The organism is Micromonospora sp. CPCC 205539, from assembly GCF_036906815.1.
Classification (GTDB): Bacteria; Actinomycetota; Actinomycetes; order Mycobacteriales; family Micromonosporaceae; genus Micromonospora.
Window position 1 is genome coordinate 17,496 of the sequence record NZ_JBAKHW010000053.1, and the last position, 18,790, is coordinate 36,285.

Consider the following 18,790-nt stretch of genomic DNA (forward strand, 5'->3'; position numbering starts at 1 on the left):
GCACCGAGCTGACGGCCGGCGAGCTGGTCGCCGACGCCCTGGACGCGCTGGCCGACGCCGCCGCTCGGGCCGCCCTGGCGACCACGACGCTGGCTCGGGGCATGCGGCCGGGTGGACCGGCGCCGGCCTGGCTGGCCGCACTCGCCGGCCCGAGCCGCGACTTCACCGTCGACCCGGCGGCGTTGGCCACGCTCCGCGCCGACCTGGACGCCTGGCAGCGCGACGCCGCCGGGGGCCCGGTCCGCGCCAGTTTCCGGCTCGTCGAACCGGCCCCCGACGAGGTCACCGAGCCGATCCTGGCCACCCGCACCTGGTCAACCGACACCGCCCCGCCCGCGATCGGCGCCGGGCTGACGGAGGTGGAGCCGGTCGGGGGTGGTCGGTGGCGGCTGGAGTTCGGGTTGCAGGCTGCCGACGAGCCTGGCCTGCACGTGGACGCCGGGCAGGTCTGGCGGGCGCCGCAGGCGCTGGCTGGCTTGGCCGGCCGTACCACCAGTCCCCAGGAGACCCTGCTCGCCGAGTTGGGCCGGGCCAGCCGACTCTGGCCGGATCTGGACGCCGCGCTGCGGACCGCCGCGCCGGAGGCGATGGAGCTGGACGTCGAGGGAGCACACCGGTTTCTCAGCGAGGGCGCCCCGGTGCTGCACGCCGCCGGTTTCGGTGTGCTGCTGCCCTCCTGGTGGCAGCGCCCGTCGGCGCGGCTCGGCGCTCGGCTGCGCGCCCGCAGTCGGACCGCGCCCGGCACGGTGGCGGGCGCCGACGCCGGGGTGGGGCTGGACGCGCTCGTGGACTACCGGTGGGAGGTGGCACTCGGCGATCAGCCACTGTCCGCCGAGGAGTTGGCCGCGCTGGCCGAGGTGAAGACGCCGCTGGTGCGGCTGCGCGGCCGTTGGGTGGAGCTGGATCCGGGGCGGCTCGCCGCCGGACTACGTCTGCTCCGTTCGGCCGGGGAGCTGACCGTCGCCGACCTGCTCCGCCTTGGTCTCACCGACGCCGAGGACACCGGGGCGCTGCCGGTGCTGGAGGTGACCGCCGACGGGGCGTTGGGCGATCTGCTCGCCGGAGCGGTCGAGCGTCGGCTCACCCCGTTGGACCCGCCGCCGACCTTCCAGGGCACGCTGCGGCCGTACCAGCGGCGAGGGCTTGCCTGGCTGGCCTTCCTCCGGTCGCTCGGCCTCGGCGGCGTGCTCGCCGACGACATGGGGCTGGGCAAGACCGTGCAGTTGCTCGCCCTGCTGGCCGGGGACCCCCCGGGCACCGGGCCGACCCTGCTGGTCTGTCCGATGTCCCTGGTCGGCAACTGGCAGCGCGAGGCGGCGCGGTTCACCCCGAGCCTGCGGGTGCACGTACACCACGGGGCGGAGCGGGCCCGGGGCACGGAGTTCACCACGGCCGCACACGGCGCGGACCTGGTCCTCACCACCTACTCGGTGGCCGCCCGCGACGCCGTCGACCTGGCCGGCATCGACTGGCACCGGGTGGTGGTGGACGAGGCGCAGGCGATCAAGAACGCCTCGACCCGGCAGGCCGAGGCCGTGCGGGCGCTGCCCGCCCGACAGCGGGTGGCGGTCACCGGTACGCCGGTGGAGAACCGGCTCGCCGACCTCTGGTCGATCATGCAGTTCGCCAATCCTGGCCTGCTCGGCCCGGCCGCGACGTTCCGCAAGCGGTTCGCCGAGCCGATCGAGCGACACGGCGACGCCGAAGCCGCCGAGCGGCTGCGGCGGATCACCGGCCCGTTCGTGCTGCGCCGGCTCAAGACCGACTCGTCGATCATCACCGACCTGCCGGAGAAGCTGGAGATGGAGGTGCTCTGCAACCTCACCGCCGAGCAGGCCGCCCTCTACCGGGTGGTGGTCGACGACATGCTCGCCCGGATCGAATCCAGCGACGGCATCGAACGACGAGGGCTGGTGCTGGCCACCATGACCCGGCTCAAGCAGGTCTGCAACCACCCCGCCCAACTGCTGCGGGACGGCTCACCGCTGGACGGTCGCTCCGGCAAGCTGGCCCGGCTGACCGAGATCCTGGAGGAGGTGCTGGCCGCGGGGGAGCGGGCGCTGCTGTTCACCCAGTACGCCGAGTTCGGCGCGATGCTGCGTGGTCACCTGTCGGCGCGGTTCGGTCGGGAGGTGCTGTTTCTGCACGGCGGGCTGGGCAAGGCCGAGCGGGACGCCATGGTGCAGCGGTTCCAGTCGGCGGACGGGCCGCCGATCTTCGTACTCTCGCTCAAGGCTGGCGGCACCGGGCTCACCCTGACCGCCGCCAACCACGTGGTGCACGTGGACCGGTGGTGGAACCCGGCGGTGGAGGACCAGGCCACCGACCGGGCGTTCCGGATCGGGCAGCGCCGGCGGGTGCAGGTCCGCAAGTTCGTCTGCGCCGGCACCGTCGAGGAGAAGGTGGCCGCGCTGATCGCCGACAAACGCAACCTCGCCGCGCGGGTGGTCGGCACCGGCGAGCAGTGGATCACGGAACTGTCCACCGGCCAGCTCCGTGAGCTGTTCGCCCTGGAAGCCGGGGCGGTGGTGGAGTGACCGACTTCGCCGACTACGGCCGTCCCCGCAAGGTCGACGGTGGTCTGCGGGCGCGCAGCGCCCGAGGTGCCATCGGCCGATCCTGGTGGTCCCGGCGCTTCCTGGAAGTGCTGGAGTCGTTCGCGCTCGGCACCCGGCTGACCCGGGGCCGGTCGTACGCGCGGGCCGGTCAGGTGCTCCGGCTCGACATCGCGCCCGGCCTGGTCAGCGCCGCGGTGCAGGGCTCTCGGGCGCAGCCGTACCAGGTCTCCATCAAGCTCACGCCGTTCCCGGCCGCGCTCTGGGCTCGGGTCGAGGAGGAGCTGGCCGGGCAGGCGTTCTTCAGCGCCCGGCTGCTCGCCGGCGACCTCCCCGACGAGTTGGAGGAGCTGTTCGTCGCCGCCGGCGCGCCGCTGTTCCCGGCCGACGTGGACGAGCTCACCCAGCGGTGCAACTGCCCGGACTTCGCGGTGCCGTGCAAGCACCTCGCGGCCACCTTCTACCTGCTGGCCGAGGCGTTCGACGCGGACCCGTTCGAGTTGCTGCACTGGCGCGGCCGTGCTCGCGCCGAACTGCTCGACCGGCTCCGGGCCCGACGGGCCGAGGTCACCGGCGCGGCCCTGCTGCCCGAGCCCGGCGCCGGAGCGTCGACGGCACCGTCCCTTCCGGACGACGGTGGGTCCGACCCACCGGTGTCGCCGGCCGGCGCGGCCCGTGCGCTCGCCGGGCTGTCGGTGACTCCGCTGGCGGAGGCCGTGGACCGGTACTGGTTGCCGCCTGTGCCGCTGCCCGACCGGCCGCCCCGGTTGGTGACCGGCCCGGATCTGCTGCTGCGCCAACTCGGCCCGCCGGCGCCGGCCATCGGCGGGCCGGGACTGCTCGAGAGGCTTCGTCGGGCGTACCGGGCATTCGGCCCGGCCGACCGGTGAGCGGTCACGTCCAGCGGCGGCGGAACCGCCACATGATGGCGGCGTTGGCCACCAGCACCACCGCGCAGATCGCGCCGGCGAGTCGGCCGGCGAACACGGTCATCGCCGGCAGCGACGCCCACAGCACGATGGTTATCAGGATGAGGTAGCGGCCCCGGCGGGCCCGGACCCGATGGTCGAGCCGGTTGAAGAAAGCCGGGTCACTCTCCTTGAGCTGACGGGTGATCTGGTCGAACCTGCGCTGATCCTCTTTGCTGAGCATGGCGCTGCCTTCCCCTCACGCGTCCAGCGGTTCGGCGGCATACCCGCTGCGGCGGCGGCTCACCCCCGTCGCTGCTGCTTCTTTCCGCGCCGCCGGCCACCACAGGTCCGGCTTAGCCGAACCTTAAGTTTCTCTGAAGTCGTGAACGGCTCAGAATGTGTCGCGTACGGCCGTGGAGCGCGATCCGTGCCCGGCTGACGTACGTCAGCCCTGCTGAGAAGGTCTTTCACCATTCCCGGTGCCCGAACCGGCGTCGATGCGGCACTGAGGGCTGTCTTAAGTGCCCCGACGAGCGCGCTCAGGCCGCCTTGAAGGGGCCTGACCCCTTGGCTACCTTGCCGTAGCAACCCCCTCAGGCAACAGTCGCCGCATCTGCCGCCCCTGCCCGGCGCAGCGGTGCCGGCGCTCATCAGAAAACGGGATTGGTACATGGCCGACCAGAATGTGCCACCACGTCGACCGCGGGACGACCGCGGCTGGGACGGACGCCAGCACCACACCTCGGACGGATACGGCGACCACAACGCGTCCGCGCCGTACGGGTACGACTCGCCCCAGGGTTACCAGGGCGGCTACTCGGCCCAGGCAGACCCGCGTGAGCAGTACGCCGACGGATACGCGCACTCCGGACAGCAGGCTCCCGCCCCGCGTGGGCCGCAGTGGGTCGGCCCGGAAGGGCTCGGCCGTCCGGCCCCGGCCCGCCCGGCCGGCACCGGACTGCCCACTCTGGATGACGACAACGAGCCGGACGGCAAGGTTGGCCGGCGCAAGGCCCTCGCGGTGCTCGGTGGCACCGCCGCGGTCGTCGCCGGTGGCGCCGCACTCGCCATGACCCCGCAGGTTCGTGGCCTCTTCGGCGACGAGGCGGCCGCCGACGCGACCGGTAACACCGTCACCGATGGCACCGCGGCCCGGCCCAGCGGCCAGCAGCCCAGCACGGTGCGTACCTACACCGAGCAGAACGAGAGCTACATGGGCTCCCGGGCCGGTGAGGCGCTGAAGAAGAACGCGCCCGCCGGTGGACGGATCTTCTCCGGTCCGGCCGCCGCCGCTGCGGAGACCAAGGTGACCGTCAAGACGGTGCTGGCCAAGGACCCGATCCTGCACCTGGCCCGGCGCGCCACCTTCGGGGCGACCCCGGCGGTCGTCGCCGACATCAAGAAGCAGGGCATCGACGGCTGGATCCGCGCCCAGCTCGACCCGGACAAGATCGAGCCGAGCAAGGCCGAGCTGAAGATCGCCGAGCTGCCCACGCAGAAGCTCTCCGTGACGCAGCTGCGCGACCAGCGCGACAAGCTCAACGAGATGGGCGCCCAGCCGGAGCGGGAGGTGGTCGACGCCACCCTGGCCCGCCAGATCTGGTCGAAGCGCCAGCTCTTCGAGGTGATGGTCGACTTCTGGAACGACTTCCTGCACGTGGCTGCCGAGTTCGACGGTGGCGAGGTCTACCGCACCTCGTTCGACCAGAACGTCGTCCGGAAGCACGCGCTGGGCAGCTACCCGGAGATGCTGGTCGCGGCCAACAAGCACCCCGCGCTGCTGATCTACCTGAACCAGAAGGACTCCCGCAAGGACGCGATCAACGAGAACCTCGCCCGGGAGAACCTCGAGCTCTACTCGGTCGGCGTTGACGGTGGCTACACCGAGAAGGACGTCCGCCAGGCCGCCATGCTGCAGACCGGCCGCGGCGTCGACGACAAGGGCCAGTACGTCCTGCGCGTCAACCAGCACTTCATGGGCAAGGTGAAGATCCTCGGTTTCACCCACGCCAACACGTTCGCCATCAAGGACGTCAACAACCCGACGGCCAAGGAGATCGCCGCCGTGGACGCGGCGATCGACAAGTACATCACCTACATCGCGCTGCACCCGTCGACCGCGAAGTACGTGGCGCAGAGCCTGGCCACCCGCTTCGTCTCGGACACCCCGCCGAAGTCTCTGGTGGATCGGCTGGCCAAGGCGTACACCACCAACAAGGGCATGATCAAGCCCGTGTTGATGACGCTGTTCAGCTCCTCGGAGTTCTGGGCGGCGGTGGGTCAGAAGGTGCGCCGGCCGCTGGAGTACATGGTTGCCACGTACCGCGCCGCGGGCGTCGCGCCGGATCCGTCGCCGAAGCACAACAACGGTGACAACAAGCGCACCCCGTTCGCCCGCGGCCTGCGGCAGATCAGCGACAAGCTGCACGAGCTGGGCCATTACCCGATGGGTCAGCCCACCCCGGACGGCTACCCGGACGTCTACATCGCCTGGACCTCGGCCGGTGCCATGGTCAACGGCTGGAACGAGGCCGGTGAGGTCATCTCCGGGTACCGCACCGTCTTCACGTACACGCCGGCCGAAAAGCTGGTCAAGGCACCGGGCACCGCCGGGGCGTACGTCGACGCGCTCTCGCTGCGCCTGGTGGGCCAGAAGCTGAGCACCCGAGAGAAGAACCTGATCCTCGGCGTGGCCGGCGTGCCGGCGACCGCCAAGGTCGATGCCACGTTCAACGGGGCCATCACCGCCGTCGCGCGGGCGATCCTCGCGTCCCCCCAGCACCACCTCCGGTGAGGCACCCGATGGAGAAGACTGTGTACAACTCTTTCCCCCTGCACCCCGAATGCCCCGACGTGCGGCGGCTGGCCGACAACCCGGCCGAGGCTCTGCTGCGCGCCGAGGCCGACATGGTCGCTGCCGAGAACGCCGCCGAGGCCGACCGCTACCGCACCCTGGAGGACCTCGAGGAGGCCCAGCAGGACGGTCGCGGCGTCACCCGACGGACATTCGTCGCCGGCGCGGCGGCCACCGCCACGGCGCTGGCCACGGCCCAGTTCGTCACCACCTCGGCGTCGTTCGCGGCGACCAAGACCGGCACCCTGATCCACGTCTTCCTCTACGGCGGGCTGGACGGGCTGAGCCTGGTGGCACCGGACAACGACCCGGTGCTCGCCAAGGCCCGCCCCGACCTGCTGCTCGGCAACGACTCGCTGGCCCTGGGCCGCGGCTTCAAGCTGACCAGCGCGTTCAAGCCGCTGGAGCAGTGGCTCAAGGCCGGTCAGCTGGCCTTCATCCCGGCGGTCTCCGACGAGCGGCTGTCCCGCAGCCACTTCCAGGCCGCGGACGCCTGCAACCTGGGTGGCCTGCCCAACGAGACCGGCGGCCGGGGCTGGCTGGACGGTCTGGTCGACAACCTCGGCAAGGGCACCGCGTTCCGCAGCGTCGGCATCGGCAGCACGCTGCCCCGCTCGCTGGTCGGCAACAACGGCGCGCTCTCGCTGAACAACGTCGGCTCGCTGCGCCTCAACGGTGACGACCGCTTCCGGGCCGCCACCGAGAAGGCCATCAAGGGGCTCTTCACCGGGATCAACCACCCGGTCGAGGAAGCCGTGCAGGAGGGCATGGGCGCGCTGGCCACGGCGCAGAAGCTCGCCGCCAAGCCGTACCAGCCCGCCGAGGGCGTCAAGTACGAGGGCGTCGGCAACGCGTTCCAGCAGCTCGCCCAGCTGATCAAGGGCGGCGCCAACGTCCGGGTCGCCACGGTCGGGATGGGTGGCTACGACACCCACGAGAACCAGGGCACCCGCGAGGGCGGCCAGCTGCACCGGCGGCTCGGCGAGCTGGCCAGCGCCATGGCCGCGTTCTTCACCGACCTCGGCCCAAAGGCCGCCGACGTGACGATCATGGTGTCCAGCGAGTTCGGCCGGCGGGTCGGCTCCAACATGGGCGGCAGCGACCACGGGCACGGCGGCGTAGTCACCATCCTGTCCGGCAAGAAGCTGGCCGGCTCGCTGCTCGGCGCCTGGAACGGCCTGGACAAGCTGGACTCCGGTGACGTGCCGGAGTGGAACAACATGTTCAACGTCTACGGTTCCGTCGCGCAGGGCCGGTTCGGGCTCACCAACGCGGAGGTCGACAAGGTCTTCCCCCGCCAGAAGTACGCCCCGATGAAGCTGTACGCGTGACGCATTCGCACACCCACGCCGCCGGCCGTCGTACCGGGACCTCGTCCCGGCACGGCGGCCGGTCGGCTGCGCCCGTACCCCCGCAGATCCCGGACCGGCGCGGGCCCGGCGGCCGGCGGTTGCTGGCCGTGCTGCTCGCGGTCGGCCTGCTCGCCAGCGTGCTGCCGTGGTGGCTGGACACCCCGGCCGGCTCGCTGAGGACCACGACGGCCACCATCACCGCGGCCGGTCGGATCAGCGGCCTGGTCGCCGGCTACCTGCTGCTCGTGCAGGTGCTGATGATGAGCCGCCTGCCGGTGCTCGAAAAGTGGATCGGCGGCGAGCAACTGGCCCGCTGGCACCGCGACGTCGGCGCCACCCTGCTGGTCGCCATGCTGTCGCACGTGTCGCTGATCCTGGTCGGCTACGCCGGCCTGCGTAAACACTCGGCCCTCGCCGAGGTCGGCACGCTGCTGCGCGAGTACGACAACATGCTCTCGGCGTTCGTCGCCGCCGGCATCATGGTGCTGATCGGGTTCACCAGCATCCGGGCCATCCGCCGCGCGCTTCCCTACGAGCTGTGGCACGTGCTGCACCTCTCCAGCTACCTGGTGCTGCTGCTCGGCTACGGCCACCAGTTCAGCCACGGCGGCCAGCTGTACCGGCCCGGGCCCGTCCGGACGTTCTGGATCGCGATGTACGTGCTGGTGATCGCAGCCCTGCTCTGGGGCCGGTTGATCGCGCCGCTGGTGTTCAACCTGCGGCACCGGTTGCAGGTCGCCGACGTGGTCGCCGAGAGCCCGGACACGGTCTCCGTCTACCTGACCGGCGAGCGGCTGGACCGGCTGGAGATGCTCGGCGGCCAGTACTTCCGCTGGCGCTTCCTCACCCGGGGCAGCTGGTGGCAGTCGCACCCGTTCTCCGTCTCGGCCGCGTCCAACGGCCGGTGGTTGCGACTGACCGTCAAGGTGGTGGGCGCGCACACCGCCGACCTGCGTGACCTGGACCCGGGCACCCGGGTGTGGGCGGAGGGCCCGTCGGGCACCTTCACCGCCGCGCACCGGCTCCGCGAGCGGGCACTGCTGATCGCTGGCGGCAGCGGCATCACCCCGATCCGGGCCATGCTGGAGGAGCTGCCGCCGGGCGCCGCGCTGATCTACCGCGCCAGCACCCCGGCCGACGTGCTGCTCAGCCGCGAGCTGGACTGGCTGGCCCAGGAGCGCGAGACTTCGCTCTGGTACGTCATCGGCTCCCGGGACGATCCCGGCCCCCGCCAGCTTCTGAGCCCGGACGGCCTGCGCCAACTGGTGCCCGACGTGGCCCGACGGGACGTCTACCTCTGTGGGCCGCCCGGCCTGGTCGAGCAGTCGGTCCGCGCCCTGCGCCGTGCCGGCGTCCCGCGCCGGCAGATCCACCTGGCCACCTTCGAGTTGTAGGAAGGCATCGCATGCGTCGCGCGTTCCTCGCGATCACCGGTCTCGCCGCCAGCACCACCGCGCTGGTGGTGCTCAAGGGCTCGCCGGGCACCAGCCAGGTCGCCCAGGACCTGCCGGCGGCCCAGGGGATCAACCCCACCCCGTCCGGGACGGACCCGAGCCTCGATCCGGCGGCCCCGGGCGGTCCGGCGGGGGCGGGAGTGAAGCCGTCCGCGACCGCCGGCGCGAGCACGTCGCCCAAGCCCGGCAAGACCACCGCCCGCCCGTCGGGCAACGGCACCACCACGAAGGCCCCCAGCGCGCCGCGGACCACCACGAAGCCGCCGCAGTCGAGCACCCGCCGGGTCACCGGAGCCGGTTTCGATGCCAAGGACGGCAGCGAGAACTACGGTTACGTGCAGGTGCAGATCGTGGTCTCCGGTAACCGGATCGTCGAGGCCATCACGTTGTCGCTGCCCAGCGGGGGCGAGTCCGACATCCACAGCGAGGACGTCCGGAACAGGTACAACGGCACCGGCGGCGAGGTGGTGCAGAAGCAGAGCGCCAACATCAACACCGTCTCCGGCGCCACCGAGACCAGCAACGCCTACAAGCAGTCCCTACGGTCCGCGATCGAGCAGGCCTTCTGACGTGCCGCCGGCGATGACCCGCCCCGGGCTGTGCCGGGTCGAGCAGATCATGGGTACGGCGATCAGCCTGGACCTCGCCGACGACCTGCCTCCGGCGGACCTGCACGACCTGGCCGACGACGTCTTCGCCTGGATGCGCGAGGTGGACGCCCGGTTCAGCACGTACCGGGCGGACAGCGAGGTGCGCCGCTTCGACCGGGGCGAGGTGCTGCTGTCCGAGGCGTCGGCAGACCTGCGGTACGTGCTGGAGACCTGCGCGGACCTGTGGGGCGTCACCGATGGGTTCTTCGACGCGTACGCCACCGGCGGGCTCGACCCGTCCGGGTTCGTGAAGGGCTGGGCGGCGCAGGTCGCCTCGGACCGGCTGCTCGCCGCCGGCGCGGTGAACCATTTCGTGAACGCGGGCGGCGACGTACGGGTCCGGGGCTGCGCGCCCTCGGGGGAGCCGTGGCGGATCGGCATCCGACACCCGTGGGACGCGATGGCGAGCTGCCTCGTGCTCACCGGGACCGACCTGGCCATCGCCACATCGGGTGTCTACGAGCGGGGCCCACACGTGCTGGACCCGCGCCGGGGTGCACCGGCCACCGGCCTGCGCTCGGTGACCGTGGTCGGCACCGACCTCGGGGTGGCCGACGCGTACGCCACCGCCGCCCTGGCGATGGGCGCCGCCGGGATCGGTTGGTTGGACCGCCTGTCCGATCACACGCACGCCGTCATCACCGACGACGCCCGCCAGTTCCACTCCGCCGCGCTCCCTCTGACGGACTAGGGCCTGTGTCGGGGTCCCTGGCCGGACACCGCCTGGACTCCGCCTCGGCTCGACCGAGGACCCCGACACAGGCCCTAACGGATCGGGCGGTGGGTGCCGGCGGGGCGGGTGCCGGTGGGCCGCGGACGCCCGGGGCGGGAGCCGGACGGACGGGTGCCGGCCCAGCGGTGCCCGGGATGGCTGCGCCGGGGCGGCTCGGTGCCGCCGGGATGTGGCGCTCGGTCGTTCATGGACATCTTTCCCCCGTTCGTGGCGCGAGTACGCGCCTTCCTCTGGTCAACGAGGACCGGCGCCTGGGCGACGCTGTCGGGCAACGGATCGAGTCGGGTGCCCGAGCCTTTCGGGAGGTCGGCTCACATGCCCCTCCGGGGCGATGGCACGCCACCGGGCAGCAGTTCCGGGGCGAGTGTCACCCCGGTGGCGTGCAGGGCCTCGATCAACGTGTTCTGCACCAGGTACGAGTCGGGCAGTTGCCAGCGGGCCTGTTCCGGGGCGACCGCCCAGCGGACCGGGCCCTCCGGCAGCCGGGTGGGTGGCGCCGGGATCCACGAGCCGGGCCCGTGCCGGACCACGTGGAAGCAGTGCTCCAACTCGGGCCGGAGCGGGTCGCCGGGGCGGACCAGGAACATCCAGCGCCCGGTCGGGGTGACCAGCACCGGCCCGCGTACGCCCGTGCCGGCGGGGTGGGTCTGCACCGCTTCGAGCACCTGTCGGCCGAGGTGGGCGGGGACCTCCAGCACGTCGAAGGCCCGACCGGTGGGCAGCAGTACGCCGTGCGGGCGGCTCCGCCACCAGGTGGCCACCCGGGCCGGGTCGGCGCTGGCGGCCAGCTCCCAGTTCTCCAGCGCGGGGTGGCAGCCCACGGTGGGGCACCCGGCCCGACCGCACACGAACCGACTGCGGGCAAGGCAGGCGCCGGGGGTGACCTCCCAGCCGTGCGCGGCGTACCGGATGGCGACCCGGCGCAGCCGGACCCGTTCCAATGGCGACAGTTCGGCGACGCGCGGCCCGACGTTCCCCCACATGTGTGCCATCTCCCCTCGTCGGGCCCGGCCGATGCCAGGTCTGATGTTGAGCGCCGTCACTGCCGTAACCCGCGATCGTTGAGGTTGACGAACGGCTCGTGCAACTTGCACGAAAAGTACGAGGACTGGCTCTCCGGCTGACGTACATGCTGTGCGACCAGGAGAAACCTGAAGATGAACGACAATCGCCGCACCCGCGGACACCGCCCCGGTCCAGGCCCGGCGGCGGCGAGGGGAGGGATGGGGAGATGGACGAGCTACCCATAGGGCGGCGTGTGGCCTACTGGCGGGGGCGACGCAAGATGTCGCAGCAGGTCTTCGCGGACCGCTTGGGCAAGTCGAAGAGCTGGGTGGACAAGATCGAGCGCGGCGTACGCCGACTGGACAAGTTTTCGGTCCTCTACGAGATCGCCGACATCCTTCAGATGGACGTGCAACTGCTGCTCGGCAAGGACCCGGAGCGGCGTACCGACGCACTCAACTGCATCGACCAGATCGAGGTGCAGGAGATCCGGGCGGCGCTGGAGCGGTACGACTCGATGAGCGCGTACTTCGACGCGGCGCCCTGCCCACCGCCGCTGGAGGACATGCGCAAGTCCGTCAACCACGCCTGGCTCACCTACCAGTACGGCCGCTACGGGATGCTCACCCGGGCGCTGCCCAAGCTGCTGCGGGACGCCCAGGCCGCCGACGCCGGCCACGCCGGCCACCAGGCCATGGAGGCCGCCCACCTGCTCGGGCAGGTCTATCAGATCGCGTCCTCGGTGTTGCGCAAGCTCGGCGAGTGTGAGCTGGCGTGGCTGGCCGCGGACCGGTCGATGGCAGTGGCCCAGCGGGCCGACGACCCGCTGCTCGCCGGCATCGCCACCACCCGTGTGTGCAACGCCCTGGTCGCGATGGGCCGGGCCCGTCCGGCGTTGGAGTTGAACGTCCAGATCGCCAACCGGCTGGCACCTGGCGGCAGCAACGAGGTCTCCCCGGCCCGGCTCTCCGTCTACGGGATGCTGCTGCTCCAGGGCGCGATGGCCGCCTCCCGGATCGGCGACTCGGCGAGCGTCGACGACCTGCTCACCTGCGCCGAGGAGGCCGCCACCCTGCTCGGCTCCGACCAGAACCACTACTGGACCTCGTTCGGCCCGACCAACGTCGAGTTGCACCGCGCCGCCGCCGCGGTGGAGTTGGGCGACGGCGGTCGGGCGGTGGAGGTGCATCGTCTGCGCATCAAGGAGCCCCTGTTCAACGCGATGCTGCCCGAGCGTCGCGCCCACCACCTGCTCGACATCGCCCGCGGCTACTCCCAGGTCGGTGACGTGGCGAACGCCGGCGAGATGCTGCTGCTCGGCGACCGGCTCGCCCCGTCGGAGATCCGCTGCCGGCCGATCGCGCACGAGGTGATGTCGGATGTCCTTCGTCGCACACGTGGTGCGCCGCCTTCTCCGATAGCGGAGTTGGCTGAGCAGATGGGAGTTGGGGTATGAGCGCGGAGCCGGTTTGATGGCCGGCCCGCAACGTGTCAGCGAGCGCCGCGAGGTGCTCTACATCATCGCCTGCGGTTCGCCGCTGGCCCGGCACGTCGGTCGCCTGGTGGACCTGGCCCAACAGGACGACTGGGACGTCTGTGTGATCACCACGCCGGACGGCGCCAGGTTCGTGGATCAACCCGCGCTGGCTCGGCAGACCGGCCACCCGGTGCGGACGCACTACAAGAACCCGGGTGACCCGGACGTGTTGCCACCGGCCGACGCCATGATCGTCTGCCCGGCCACCGTCAACACGGTCAACAAGTGGGCGGCCGGGATCACGGACACCCTCGCTCTGGGGCTGCTGTTCGAGGCGCAGGGCAAGGGCGTCCCCATCGTGGCGGTGCCGTTCACCAACGCCGCGATGGCCGCTCACCCGGCGTTCCGGGCCGGGGTGGCCCGGCTGGCCGAGTGGGGCGTCACGGTGCTCTTCGGTGACCACGTCTTCGCCCTGCACCCACCCGGGGCGGGCGAACAGCACCTGCACGCGTTCCCCTGGCCGATGCCGCTCGCCGCGCTGCGCTCGGTGTCCTGGAGCGCCGCCTAGCCCTCGGCCGGTCCGCCCGGCGCGCCGCCTGACCGGCGCGGCCGGGCCGTGTCGCCGCCCGACGGCCCGTACGCCGGTAAGCTGGCCCGCCGTGAGCGTATGCGGAACCACCCCCACGGTGACCGACGTGGTGGCCGAGCTGGAACGGCGCTTTCCGCCGGTCTGGGCGGAGGAGTGGGACCGGGTGGGTCTCGTGCTGGGCGAGCCGACCGCCCCGGTCCGCCGGGTGCTCTGCGTGGTCGACGTGGTGCCCGAGACGGTCGCCGAGGCGTTGGCCGTCGACGCGGACATGATCGTCGCGCACCATCCGCTGCTGCTGCGCGGGGTCTCGTCGGTCGCTCCGACGACGTTCAAGGGGCGGATCGTCCACCAGCTGATCCGGGCCGGGGTGGCGCTCTACGTGGCGCACACCAACGCCGACGTGGCCTCCCCGGGCGTCTCCGACGCCCTCGCCGCCCGGTTGGGGCTGACCGGGCTGCGCCCGCTGCAACGGCCCGCGCCGGGGTCGCCGGCGTACGGCGAGGACCGGGGCATCGGCCGCATCGGTGAGCTGCCCCGACCGATGACCCTCGCCGAGCTGACCCGGCACGCCGCCGCCGTGCTCCCCGTCACGTCCTGGGGAGTTCGCGCCGCAGGGGATCCCGGGCGTATGGTTCGTACCCTCGCTGTCAGCGGTGGCTCGGGGGACAGTTTCCTCAACGCCGCGACCGCCGCCGGGGTGGATGCGTTCCTCACCTCCGACCTGCGGCACCACCCGGCCGGCGAGCACCTCGCCGCCGATGGTCCCGCCCTGATCGACGCCGCCCACTGGGCGACCGAACGACCGTGGCTGGACGACCTGGCCGCCCTCCTGCGGGGGGTGCTGGGCGTCGAGACGCTGGTGTCCGACCTGGACACCGACCCGTGGACCGTGCACGCCGCCGCACCCGCTGTGGACGACAAGGAGCCCGACCGTGAAGGCTGACCCCCAGGTGCAGCGCCGTCTGCTCGACCTGCAGGCGATCGACACCAACCTCGCCCAGCTCGCCCACCGCCGGCGCGCGCTGCCCGAGCGGGCCGAGCTGGAGGCGCTGGCCCGGGAGTTGTCGTCGCTGGAGGACGAGCGCGTTCGCGCCCAGGTGGCGGTCGACGACCTGGACCGGGACATCGCCCGGCTGGAGAAGGACGTCGACCAGGTTCGGGCCCGTAAGGAGAAGGACCAGAACCGGCTGGCCGCGGGCACCGGCCCGGCCCGGGAGCTGGAGGCCCTCCAGCACGAGCTGGTCTCGCTGAACCGGCGCCAGGGCGACCTGGAGGACGCCGAGCTGGAGCTGATGGAGCAGCGGGAGACCGCGCAGGGCAGCCTGGACGGCGTGGAGCAGCGGCTGGCCGAGACCCGGGAGAAGCGGGCCGCCACCGAGCAGCGCCGCGACGACGCGCTGGCCGAGATCGCCAAGGAGGAGGAGTTCAAGCGGGGTGCCCGTCAGCCACTCGCCGCCGACCTCCCGGCCGATCTCGTCACCCTCTACGACAAGATCCGCGCGGACACCGGGCTGGGCGCTGCGTTGCTCACCGCGCACCGCTGCGGCGGTTGCCGGCTGGAGCTCTCCGGGGCCGACCTGGACCGGATCCGCAAGGCCGCCCCGGACGATGTGGTCCGCTGCGAGGACTGCCGGCGGATCATGGTCCGCACCAACGAGTCGGGCCTGTAGATCGTGGCGCCGCGCGTGGTCGTCGTCGAGGCCGACGGCGGGTCCCGGGGCAACCCGGGGCCGGCCGGCTACGGCGCGGTGGTGCGTGACCCGGAGACCGGTGAGGTGCTGGCCGAGCGTTCCGAGTCGATCGGTACGGCGACCAACAACGTCGCCGAGTACCAGGGGCTGATCGCCGGGCTGACGGCCGCGGCCGAGCTGGGCGTCGCCGAGGTGGACGTCCGGATGGACTCCAAGCTGGTGGTCGAGCAGATGTGCGGCCGTTGGCAGATCAAGCACCCCGGCCTGCGACCGCTCGCCGCCCAGGCCGCCGGGCTGGTCGGTCGGTTCGCCGCGGTGCGGTTCACCTGGATCCCCCGGGAGCACAACCGGCACGCCGACGCGCTGGCCAACGCCGCGATGGACGCCGCCGCCGGTCGACCCGCGAAGACGGCGCCCCCGAAGGCCGGCACCGTCGCGGAGGCCGGGACCACCCCGGCGACCGGCACCGACCCGGCGACCGCGCCGGCTTCCTGGGAGCCGCGGCCGAGCTTCACCGCCACCCGGCTGATCCTGGTCCGGCACGGCGAGACCGAGTACACCGAGCAGCGCCGCTACTCGGGGCGGGGCGACGTGCCGCTCTCCGAGCGCGGCCGGGCCCAGGCCGCGGCCACCGCCGCCCGGGTGGCCGCGCTGGCCCCGGCCGTCGCGGCCGTGCTCAGCTCACCCCTGTCCCGGTGTACGTCCACCGCGGCGGCGATCGCCGGTGCGCTCGGCGACGTCCCGGTACGCACCGAGATCGACCTGATCGAGTGCGACTTCGGGGACTGGGAGGGGCGCACCTTCACCGAGGTGCGCGAGGGGTGGCCGGGGGAGATGGACGCCTGGCTCGCCTCGACCCGGATCGCCCCTCCGGGTGGTGAGTCGTTCACCGCCGTGGCCGAACGCGCCAACCGCGTGGTCGCCGGGCTGCTCTCCGCGTACCCCGGTGAGACCGTGGTGGTCGTCTCGCACGTCTCGCCGATCAAGCTGGTGCTGCGCGACGCGCTCGCCGCCGGCGACGCTTTCCTGCACCGGCTCTTCCTGGACGCGGCCGGTATCTCGGTGGTCGACCTGTGGCCCGACGGCGGCGTCGCGGTACGCACGGTCAACGACACCGCCCACCTCGCCGTGAGCTGAGCCGGCCCGTACCCCATCCGTCGGCCGGCCGGTCGCGCCGCTCGGCGCAGCCGGCCGGCCGTTCGGCGCAGGGTCCTCGGCTGATTGATCGTGACGGCGGTCACAGGGTCGTAGCCTCCGGCCGTTACATGGCTAGCTACGACTTCCCGGAGGTGTGTCAGATGGCTGCACCCGAATCGGAGGCGCCTACCCCGGCGCGGTCCAGGGCGAAGGACCATAGCCCCTGGAACTGGTTGCTGTTCATCCCCATCGTGGTGCCGCTGATCCCGGCCTTCTTCAACGGCGACTCGCCCCGGTTCCTCGGCTTTCCACGCTTCTACTGGCTGCAACTGGCGTACATCGTGCTGGGCGTGACCACCACGACCGTGGTCTACCAGCTCACGAAGAAGCGGGGTAACCGCTGATGTGGCGCGATCACCTCACCGAGATCATCGTCTTCTCCCTGCTGTTCCTGCTGGTCAGCGCCATGGGCTTCGTGGCCGCCCGCTGGCGCGCCCCGAAGGACATGGCGCACCTCGACGAGTGGGGGCTGGGCGGGCGCAGCTTCGGCGGCTGGATCACCTGGTTCCTGGTCGGCGGTGACCTCTACACCGCGTACACCTTCGTGGCGGTGCCGGCGTTGATGTTCGGAGCCGGCGCGGCCGGGTTCTTCGCCGTGCCGTACACCATCGTGATCTACCCGCTGGTCTTCCTGGTGCTGGTCCGGCTCTGGTCGGTGTCGCACCGGCACGGGTTCGTCACGCCGGCCGACTTCGTCCGCAACCGGTTCGACTCGCCGGTGCTGGCCCTGCTGATCGCGATCACCGGCATCGTCGCCACCATGCCGTACATCGCGTTGCAGTTGATCGGCATCGAGGCCGTGCTCAAGACGATGGGGGTGACCGGCGACAACGCGATCGCCCGGCACCTGCCGATCATCATCGCGTTCGCCATCCTGGCCGCCTACACGTACCAGTCGGGGTTGCGGGCGCCCGCGCTGATCGCGTTCGTCAAGGACAGCCTGATCTACATCGTCATCCTGGTGGCGGTCATCTATTTGCCGTACAAGCTGGGCGGTTGGGGGGACATCTTCGCCGCCGCGGACGCCAAGTTCGACGCCTCACCCAACCCGAACGACGGCATCCTGCTCAACGGCAACAACCAACTCCAGTACGTCACGTTGGCGCTCGGCTCGGCGCTGGCGCTCTTCCTCTATCCACACAGCATCACCGGTGTGCTGGCCAGCAAGAACCGCGACGTGATCAAGCGCAACATGTCGGCGCTGCCGGCGTACAGCCTGCTGCTCGGGCTGATCGCGCTGCTCGGCTACATGGCGATCGCCGCAGGCGTGAAGCCGCTGCCGGGGGCGAAGGAGGGCACGGTCGACAGCAACACCGTCGTGCCGCTGCTCTTCGACCAGCAGTTCCCGGGCTGGTTCGCGGGCGTCGCGTACGCGGCGATCGGCATCGGCGCGCTGGTGCCGGCGGCGATCATGTCGATCGCGGCGGCGAACCTGTTCACCCGCAACATCTACAAGGAGTACCTGAAGCGGGACGCCAGCCCGGCGCAGGAAGCCAACGTCTCGAAGATCACCTCGCTGGTGGTGAAGGTCGGCGCGGTGGCCTGCATCGTCTTCCTCGACCCGCAGTTCTCCATCGACCTTCAGCTCATCGGCGGCGTCATCATCCTGCAGACGCTGCCGGCGGTGGCGCTGGGCCTCTACACCCGCTGGTTCCACCGGACCGGGCTGATCGTCGGCTGGGCGGCCGGCATGGGGCTCGGCATGTGGATGCTGTACCAGGTGGCCAGCCCGACCCGGAAGCACTTCGGTGGCTCGGCGTTCCCGCTGTCGGAGTTCGGGTTCGACACCACCAAGACGATCTACGTGGGCATCGTGGCGGTGCTGGTCAACCTGGCCGTCGCGGCGCTGGTGACGCTCGCGCTGCGAGCCGGCAAGGTGGCTGAGGGAGTCGACGGCACCACGCCCGACGACTACTTCGCCGACGAGGGTGACCCCCGCGTCACCCCGGGCCCCGAGCGCGACGCCAACCCGGCCCGCGAACCAATCGCCTAACCCCCACCCCACCCCCGCCCGTCCCCGCCCGTCCCCTCGTTCCGCTCGCTCCCTCGTTCCGCCGTCCCTCGTTCCGCCCGCCCCTCGTGCCGCTCGCTCCCTCGTTCCGCCGTCCCTCGTTCCGCCCGCCCCTCGTGCCGCTCGCTCCCTCGTTCCGCCCGCCCCTCGTGCCGCTCGCTCCCTCGTTTCGCCGCTCCCGCGTTTCGCCCGCCCCTCGTCGATCTAGGGCAAACGGTCGTTCGTGGATCTCCACGAGCAGCGATGTGCCCTAGATCGACGACGGGGGGCGACGGGGCGGCGGGGGCGGCGGGGGCGACAGGGGGCGACGG

The 18,790-nt window shown here is 71.9% G+C and carries 15 protein-coding genes and 1 pseudogene; 14 read left to right on the top strand and 2 right to left on the bottom strand.

What is annotated here, in order from left to right; all coding sequences use genetic code 11:
- Positions 1 to 17 precede the first annotated feature (17 nt).
- Positions 18 to 2,537 (top strand): annotated as a pseudogene (locus V6V47_RS29425) (DEAD/DEAH box helicase); the annotation flags it as partial.
- Positions 2,534 to 3,445, top strand: coding sequence for an SWIM zinc finger family protein (locus V6V47_RS29430; protein ID WP_334631712.1), 912 nt, complete (start codon positions 2,534 to 2,536; stop codon positions 3,443 to 3,445). The pseudogene V6V47_RS29425 and the gene V6V47_RS29430, both read left to right, overlap by 4 nt.
- A 4-nt stretch (positions 3,446 to 3,449) precedes the next feature.
- Here the strand turns inward: V6V47_RS29430 and V6V47_RS29435 are convergent, their stop codons facing one another.
- Positions 3,450 to 3,707, bottom strand: coding sequence for a DUF3040 domain-containing protein (locus V6V47_RS29435; protein WP_334631714.1), 258 nt, complete (start codon positions 3,705 to 3,707; stop codon positions 3,450 to 3,452).
- A gap of 429 nt (positions 3,708 to 4,136) precedes the next feature.
- Here V6V47_RS29435 and V6V47_RS29440 point away from each other — a divergent pair, with 429 nt between their 5' ends.
- From V6V47_RS29440 to V6V47_RS29460, 5 genes are read left to right on the top strand one after another with little or no spacing between them, the layout of a single operon-like run.
- Positions 4,137 to 6,260, top strand: a complete 2,124-nt coding sequence (locus V6V47_RS29440; protein WP_334631715.1) for a DUF1800 domain-containing protein — start codon at positions 4,137 to 4,139, stop codon at positions 6,258 to 6,260.
- 8 nt (positions 6,261 to 6,268) lie between these two features.
- Positions 6,269 to 7,651, top strand: coding sequence for a DUF1501 domain-containing protein (locus V6V47_RS29445; RefSeq protein ID WP_334631716.1), 1,383 nt, complete (start codon positions 6,269 to 6,271; stop codon positions 7,649 to 7,651).
- Positions 7,648 to 9,066, top strand: coding sequence for a ferredoxin reductase family protein (locus V6V47_RS29450; protein WP_334631717.1), 1,419 nt, complete (start codon positions 7,648 to 7,650; stop codon positions 9,064 to 9,066). The genes V6V47_RS29445 and V6V47_RS29450 overlap by 4 nt, the downstream gene beginning before the upstream one ends.
- 11 nt (positions 9,067 to 9,077) lie before the next feature.
- The gene (locus tag V6V47_RS29455; protein WP_334631719.1) at positions 9,078 to 9,695 is read left to right on the top strand and encodes an FMN-binding protein; all 618 of its coding nucleotides are present in this window, start codon (positions 9,078 to 9,080) and stop codon (positions 9,693 to 9,695) included.
- Positions 9,696 to 9,744: 49 nt separating this feature from the next.
- Positions 9,745 to 10,467, top strand: coding sequence for an FAD:protein FMN transferase (locus V6V47_RS29460; RefSeq protein ID WP_334631734.1), 723 nt, complete (start codon positions 9,745 to 9,747; stop codon positions 10,465 to 10,467).
- A gap of 353 nt (positions 10,468 to 10,820) precedes the next feature.
- On the opposite strand, the gene V6V47_RS29465 is transcribed toward V6V47_RS29460, so the two are convergent.
- Complete coding sequence (locus V6V47_RS29465) at positions 10,821 to 11,492, bottom strand: bifunctional DNA primase/polymerase (RefSeq protein WP_334631736.1); 672 nt, start codon at positions 11,490 to 11,492, stop codon at positions 10,821 to 10,823.
- Between the two features lie 248 nt (positions 11,493 to 11,740).
- Between V6V47_RS29465 and V6V47_RS29470 the strand changes: the two genes are divergently transcribed.
- The 7 genes from V6V47_RS29470 to mctP all read left to right on the top strand — a co-directional run bounded on the left by V6V47_RS29470 (position 11,741) and on the right by mctP (position 18,461).
- Positions 11,741 to 12,970 carry a helix-turn-helix domain-containing protein gene (locus tag V6V47_RS29470; RefSeq protein WP_334631720.1) on the top strand — a complete coding sequence of 410 codons (1,230 nt, stop codon included), beginning with the start codon at positions 11,741 to 11,743 and terminating at the stop codon, positions 12,968 to 12,970.
- Positions 12,971 to 12,986: 16 nt separating this feature from the next.
- A complete protein-coding gene (locus V6V47_RS29475) occupies positions 12,987 to 13,559 on the top strand; it encodes a flavoprotein (protein WP_334631722.1) in 573 nt (190 codons plus the stop codon).
- Between the two features lie 127 nt (positions 13,560 to 13,686).
- Positions 13,687 to 14,523 (top strand): Nif3-like dinuclear metal center hexameric protein, encoded by an 837-nt coding sequence (locus tag V6V47_RS29480; RefSeq protein ID WP_334631737.1) that lies wholly within the window; start codon positions 13,687 to 13,689, stop codon positions 14,521 to 14,523.
- A complete protein-coding gene (locus V6V47_RS29485; protein WP_334631723.1) occupies positions 14,513 to 15,250 on the top strand; it encodes a zinc ribbon domain-containing protein in 738 nt (245 codons plus the stop codon). Before V6V47_RS29480 ends, V6V47_RS29485 begins: the two co-directional genes overlap by 11 nt.
- A gap of 3 nt (positions 15,251 to 15,253) precedes the next feature.
- Positions 15,254 to 16,408: a bifunctional RNase H/acid phosphatase gene (locus V6V47_RS29490; protein WP_334631724.1), complete on the top strand. Its 1,155-nt coding sequence runs from the start codon at positions 15,254 to 15,256 to the stop codon at positions 16,406 to 16,408.
- Positions 16,409 to 16,569: 161 nt separating this feature from the next.
- The gene (locus V6V47_RS29495; RefSeq protein ID WP_334631726.1) at positions 16,570 to 16,812 is read left to right on the top strand and encodes a DUF3311 domain-containing protein; all 243 of its coding nucleotides are present in this window, start codon (positions 16,570 to 16,572) and stop codon (positions 16,810 to 16,812) included.
- Positions 16,812 to 18,461 carry a monocarboxylate uptake permease MctP gene (gene mctP / locus V6V47_RS29500; protein WP_334631728.1) on the top strand — a complete coding sequence of 550 codons (1,650 nt, stop codon included), beginning with the start codon at positions 16,812 to 16,814 and terminating at the stop codon, positions 18,459 to 18,461. The genes V6V47_RS29495 and mctP overlap by 1 nt, the downstream gene beginning before the upstream one ends.
- Positions 18,462 to 18,790: the final 329 nt, after the last annotated feature.

What these genes read in the sequence shown, in the direction of transcription:
- V6V47_RS29435 (WP_334631714.1), bottom strand. Translation starts at nt 3,707, where the DNA reads ATGCTCAGCAAAGAGGATCAGCGCAGGTTCGACCAGATCACCCGTCAG.
- V6V47_RS29440 (WP_334631715.1), top strand. Translation starts at nt 4,137, where the DNA reads ATGGCCGACCAGAATGTGCCACCACGTCGACCGCGGGACGACCGCGGC.
- V6V47_RS29445 (WP_334631716.1), top strand. Translation starts at nt 6,269, where the DNA reads ATGGAGAAGACTGTGTACAACTCTTTCCCCCTGCACCCCGAATGCCCC.
- V6V47_RS29455 (WP_334631719.1), top strand. Translation starts at nt 9,078, where the DNA reads ATGCGTCGCGCGTTCCTCGCGATCACCGGTCTCGCCGCCAGCACCACC.
- V6V47_RS29460 (WP_334631734.1), top strand. Translation starts at nt 9,745, where the DNA reads ATGGGTACGGCGATCAGCCTGGACCTCGCCGACGACCTGCCTCCGGCG.
- V6V47_RS29465 (WP_334631736.1), bottom strand. Translation starts at nt 11,492, where the DNA reads ATGTGGGGGAACGTCGGGCCGCGCGTCGCCGAACTGTCGCCATTGGAA.
- V6V47_RS29470 (WP_334631720.1), top strand. Translation starts at nt 11,741, where the DNA reads ATGGACGAGCTACCCATAGGGCGGCGTGTGGCCTACTGGCGGGGGCGA.
- V6V47_RS29475 (WP_334631722.1), top strand. Translation starts at nt 12,987, where the DNA reads ATGGCCGGCCCGCAACGTGTCAGCGAGCGCCGCGAGGTGCTCTACATC.
- V6V47_RS29495 (WP_334631726.1), top strand. Translation starts at nt 16,570, where the DNA reads ATGGCTGCACCCGAATCGGAGGCGCCTACCCCGGCGCGGTCCAGGGCG.
- mctP (WP_334631728.1), top strand. Translation starts at nt 16,812, where the DNA reads ATGTGGCGCGATCACCTCACCGAGATCATCGTCTTCTCCCTGCTGTTC.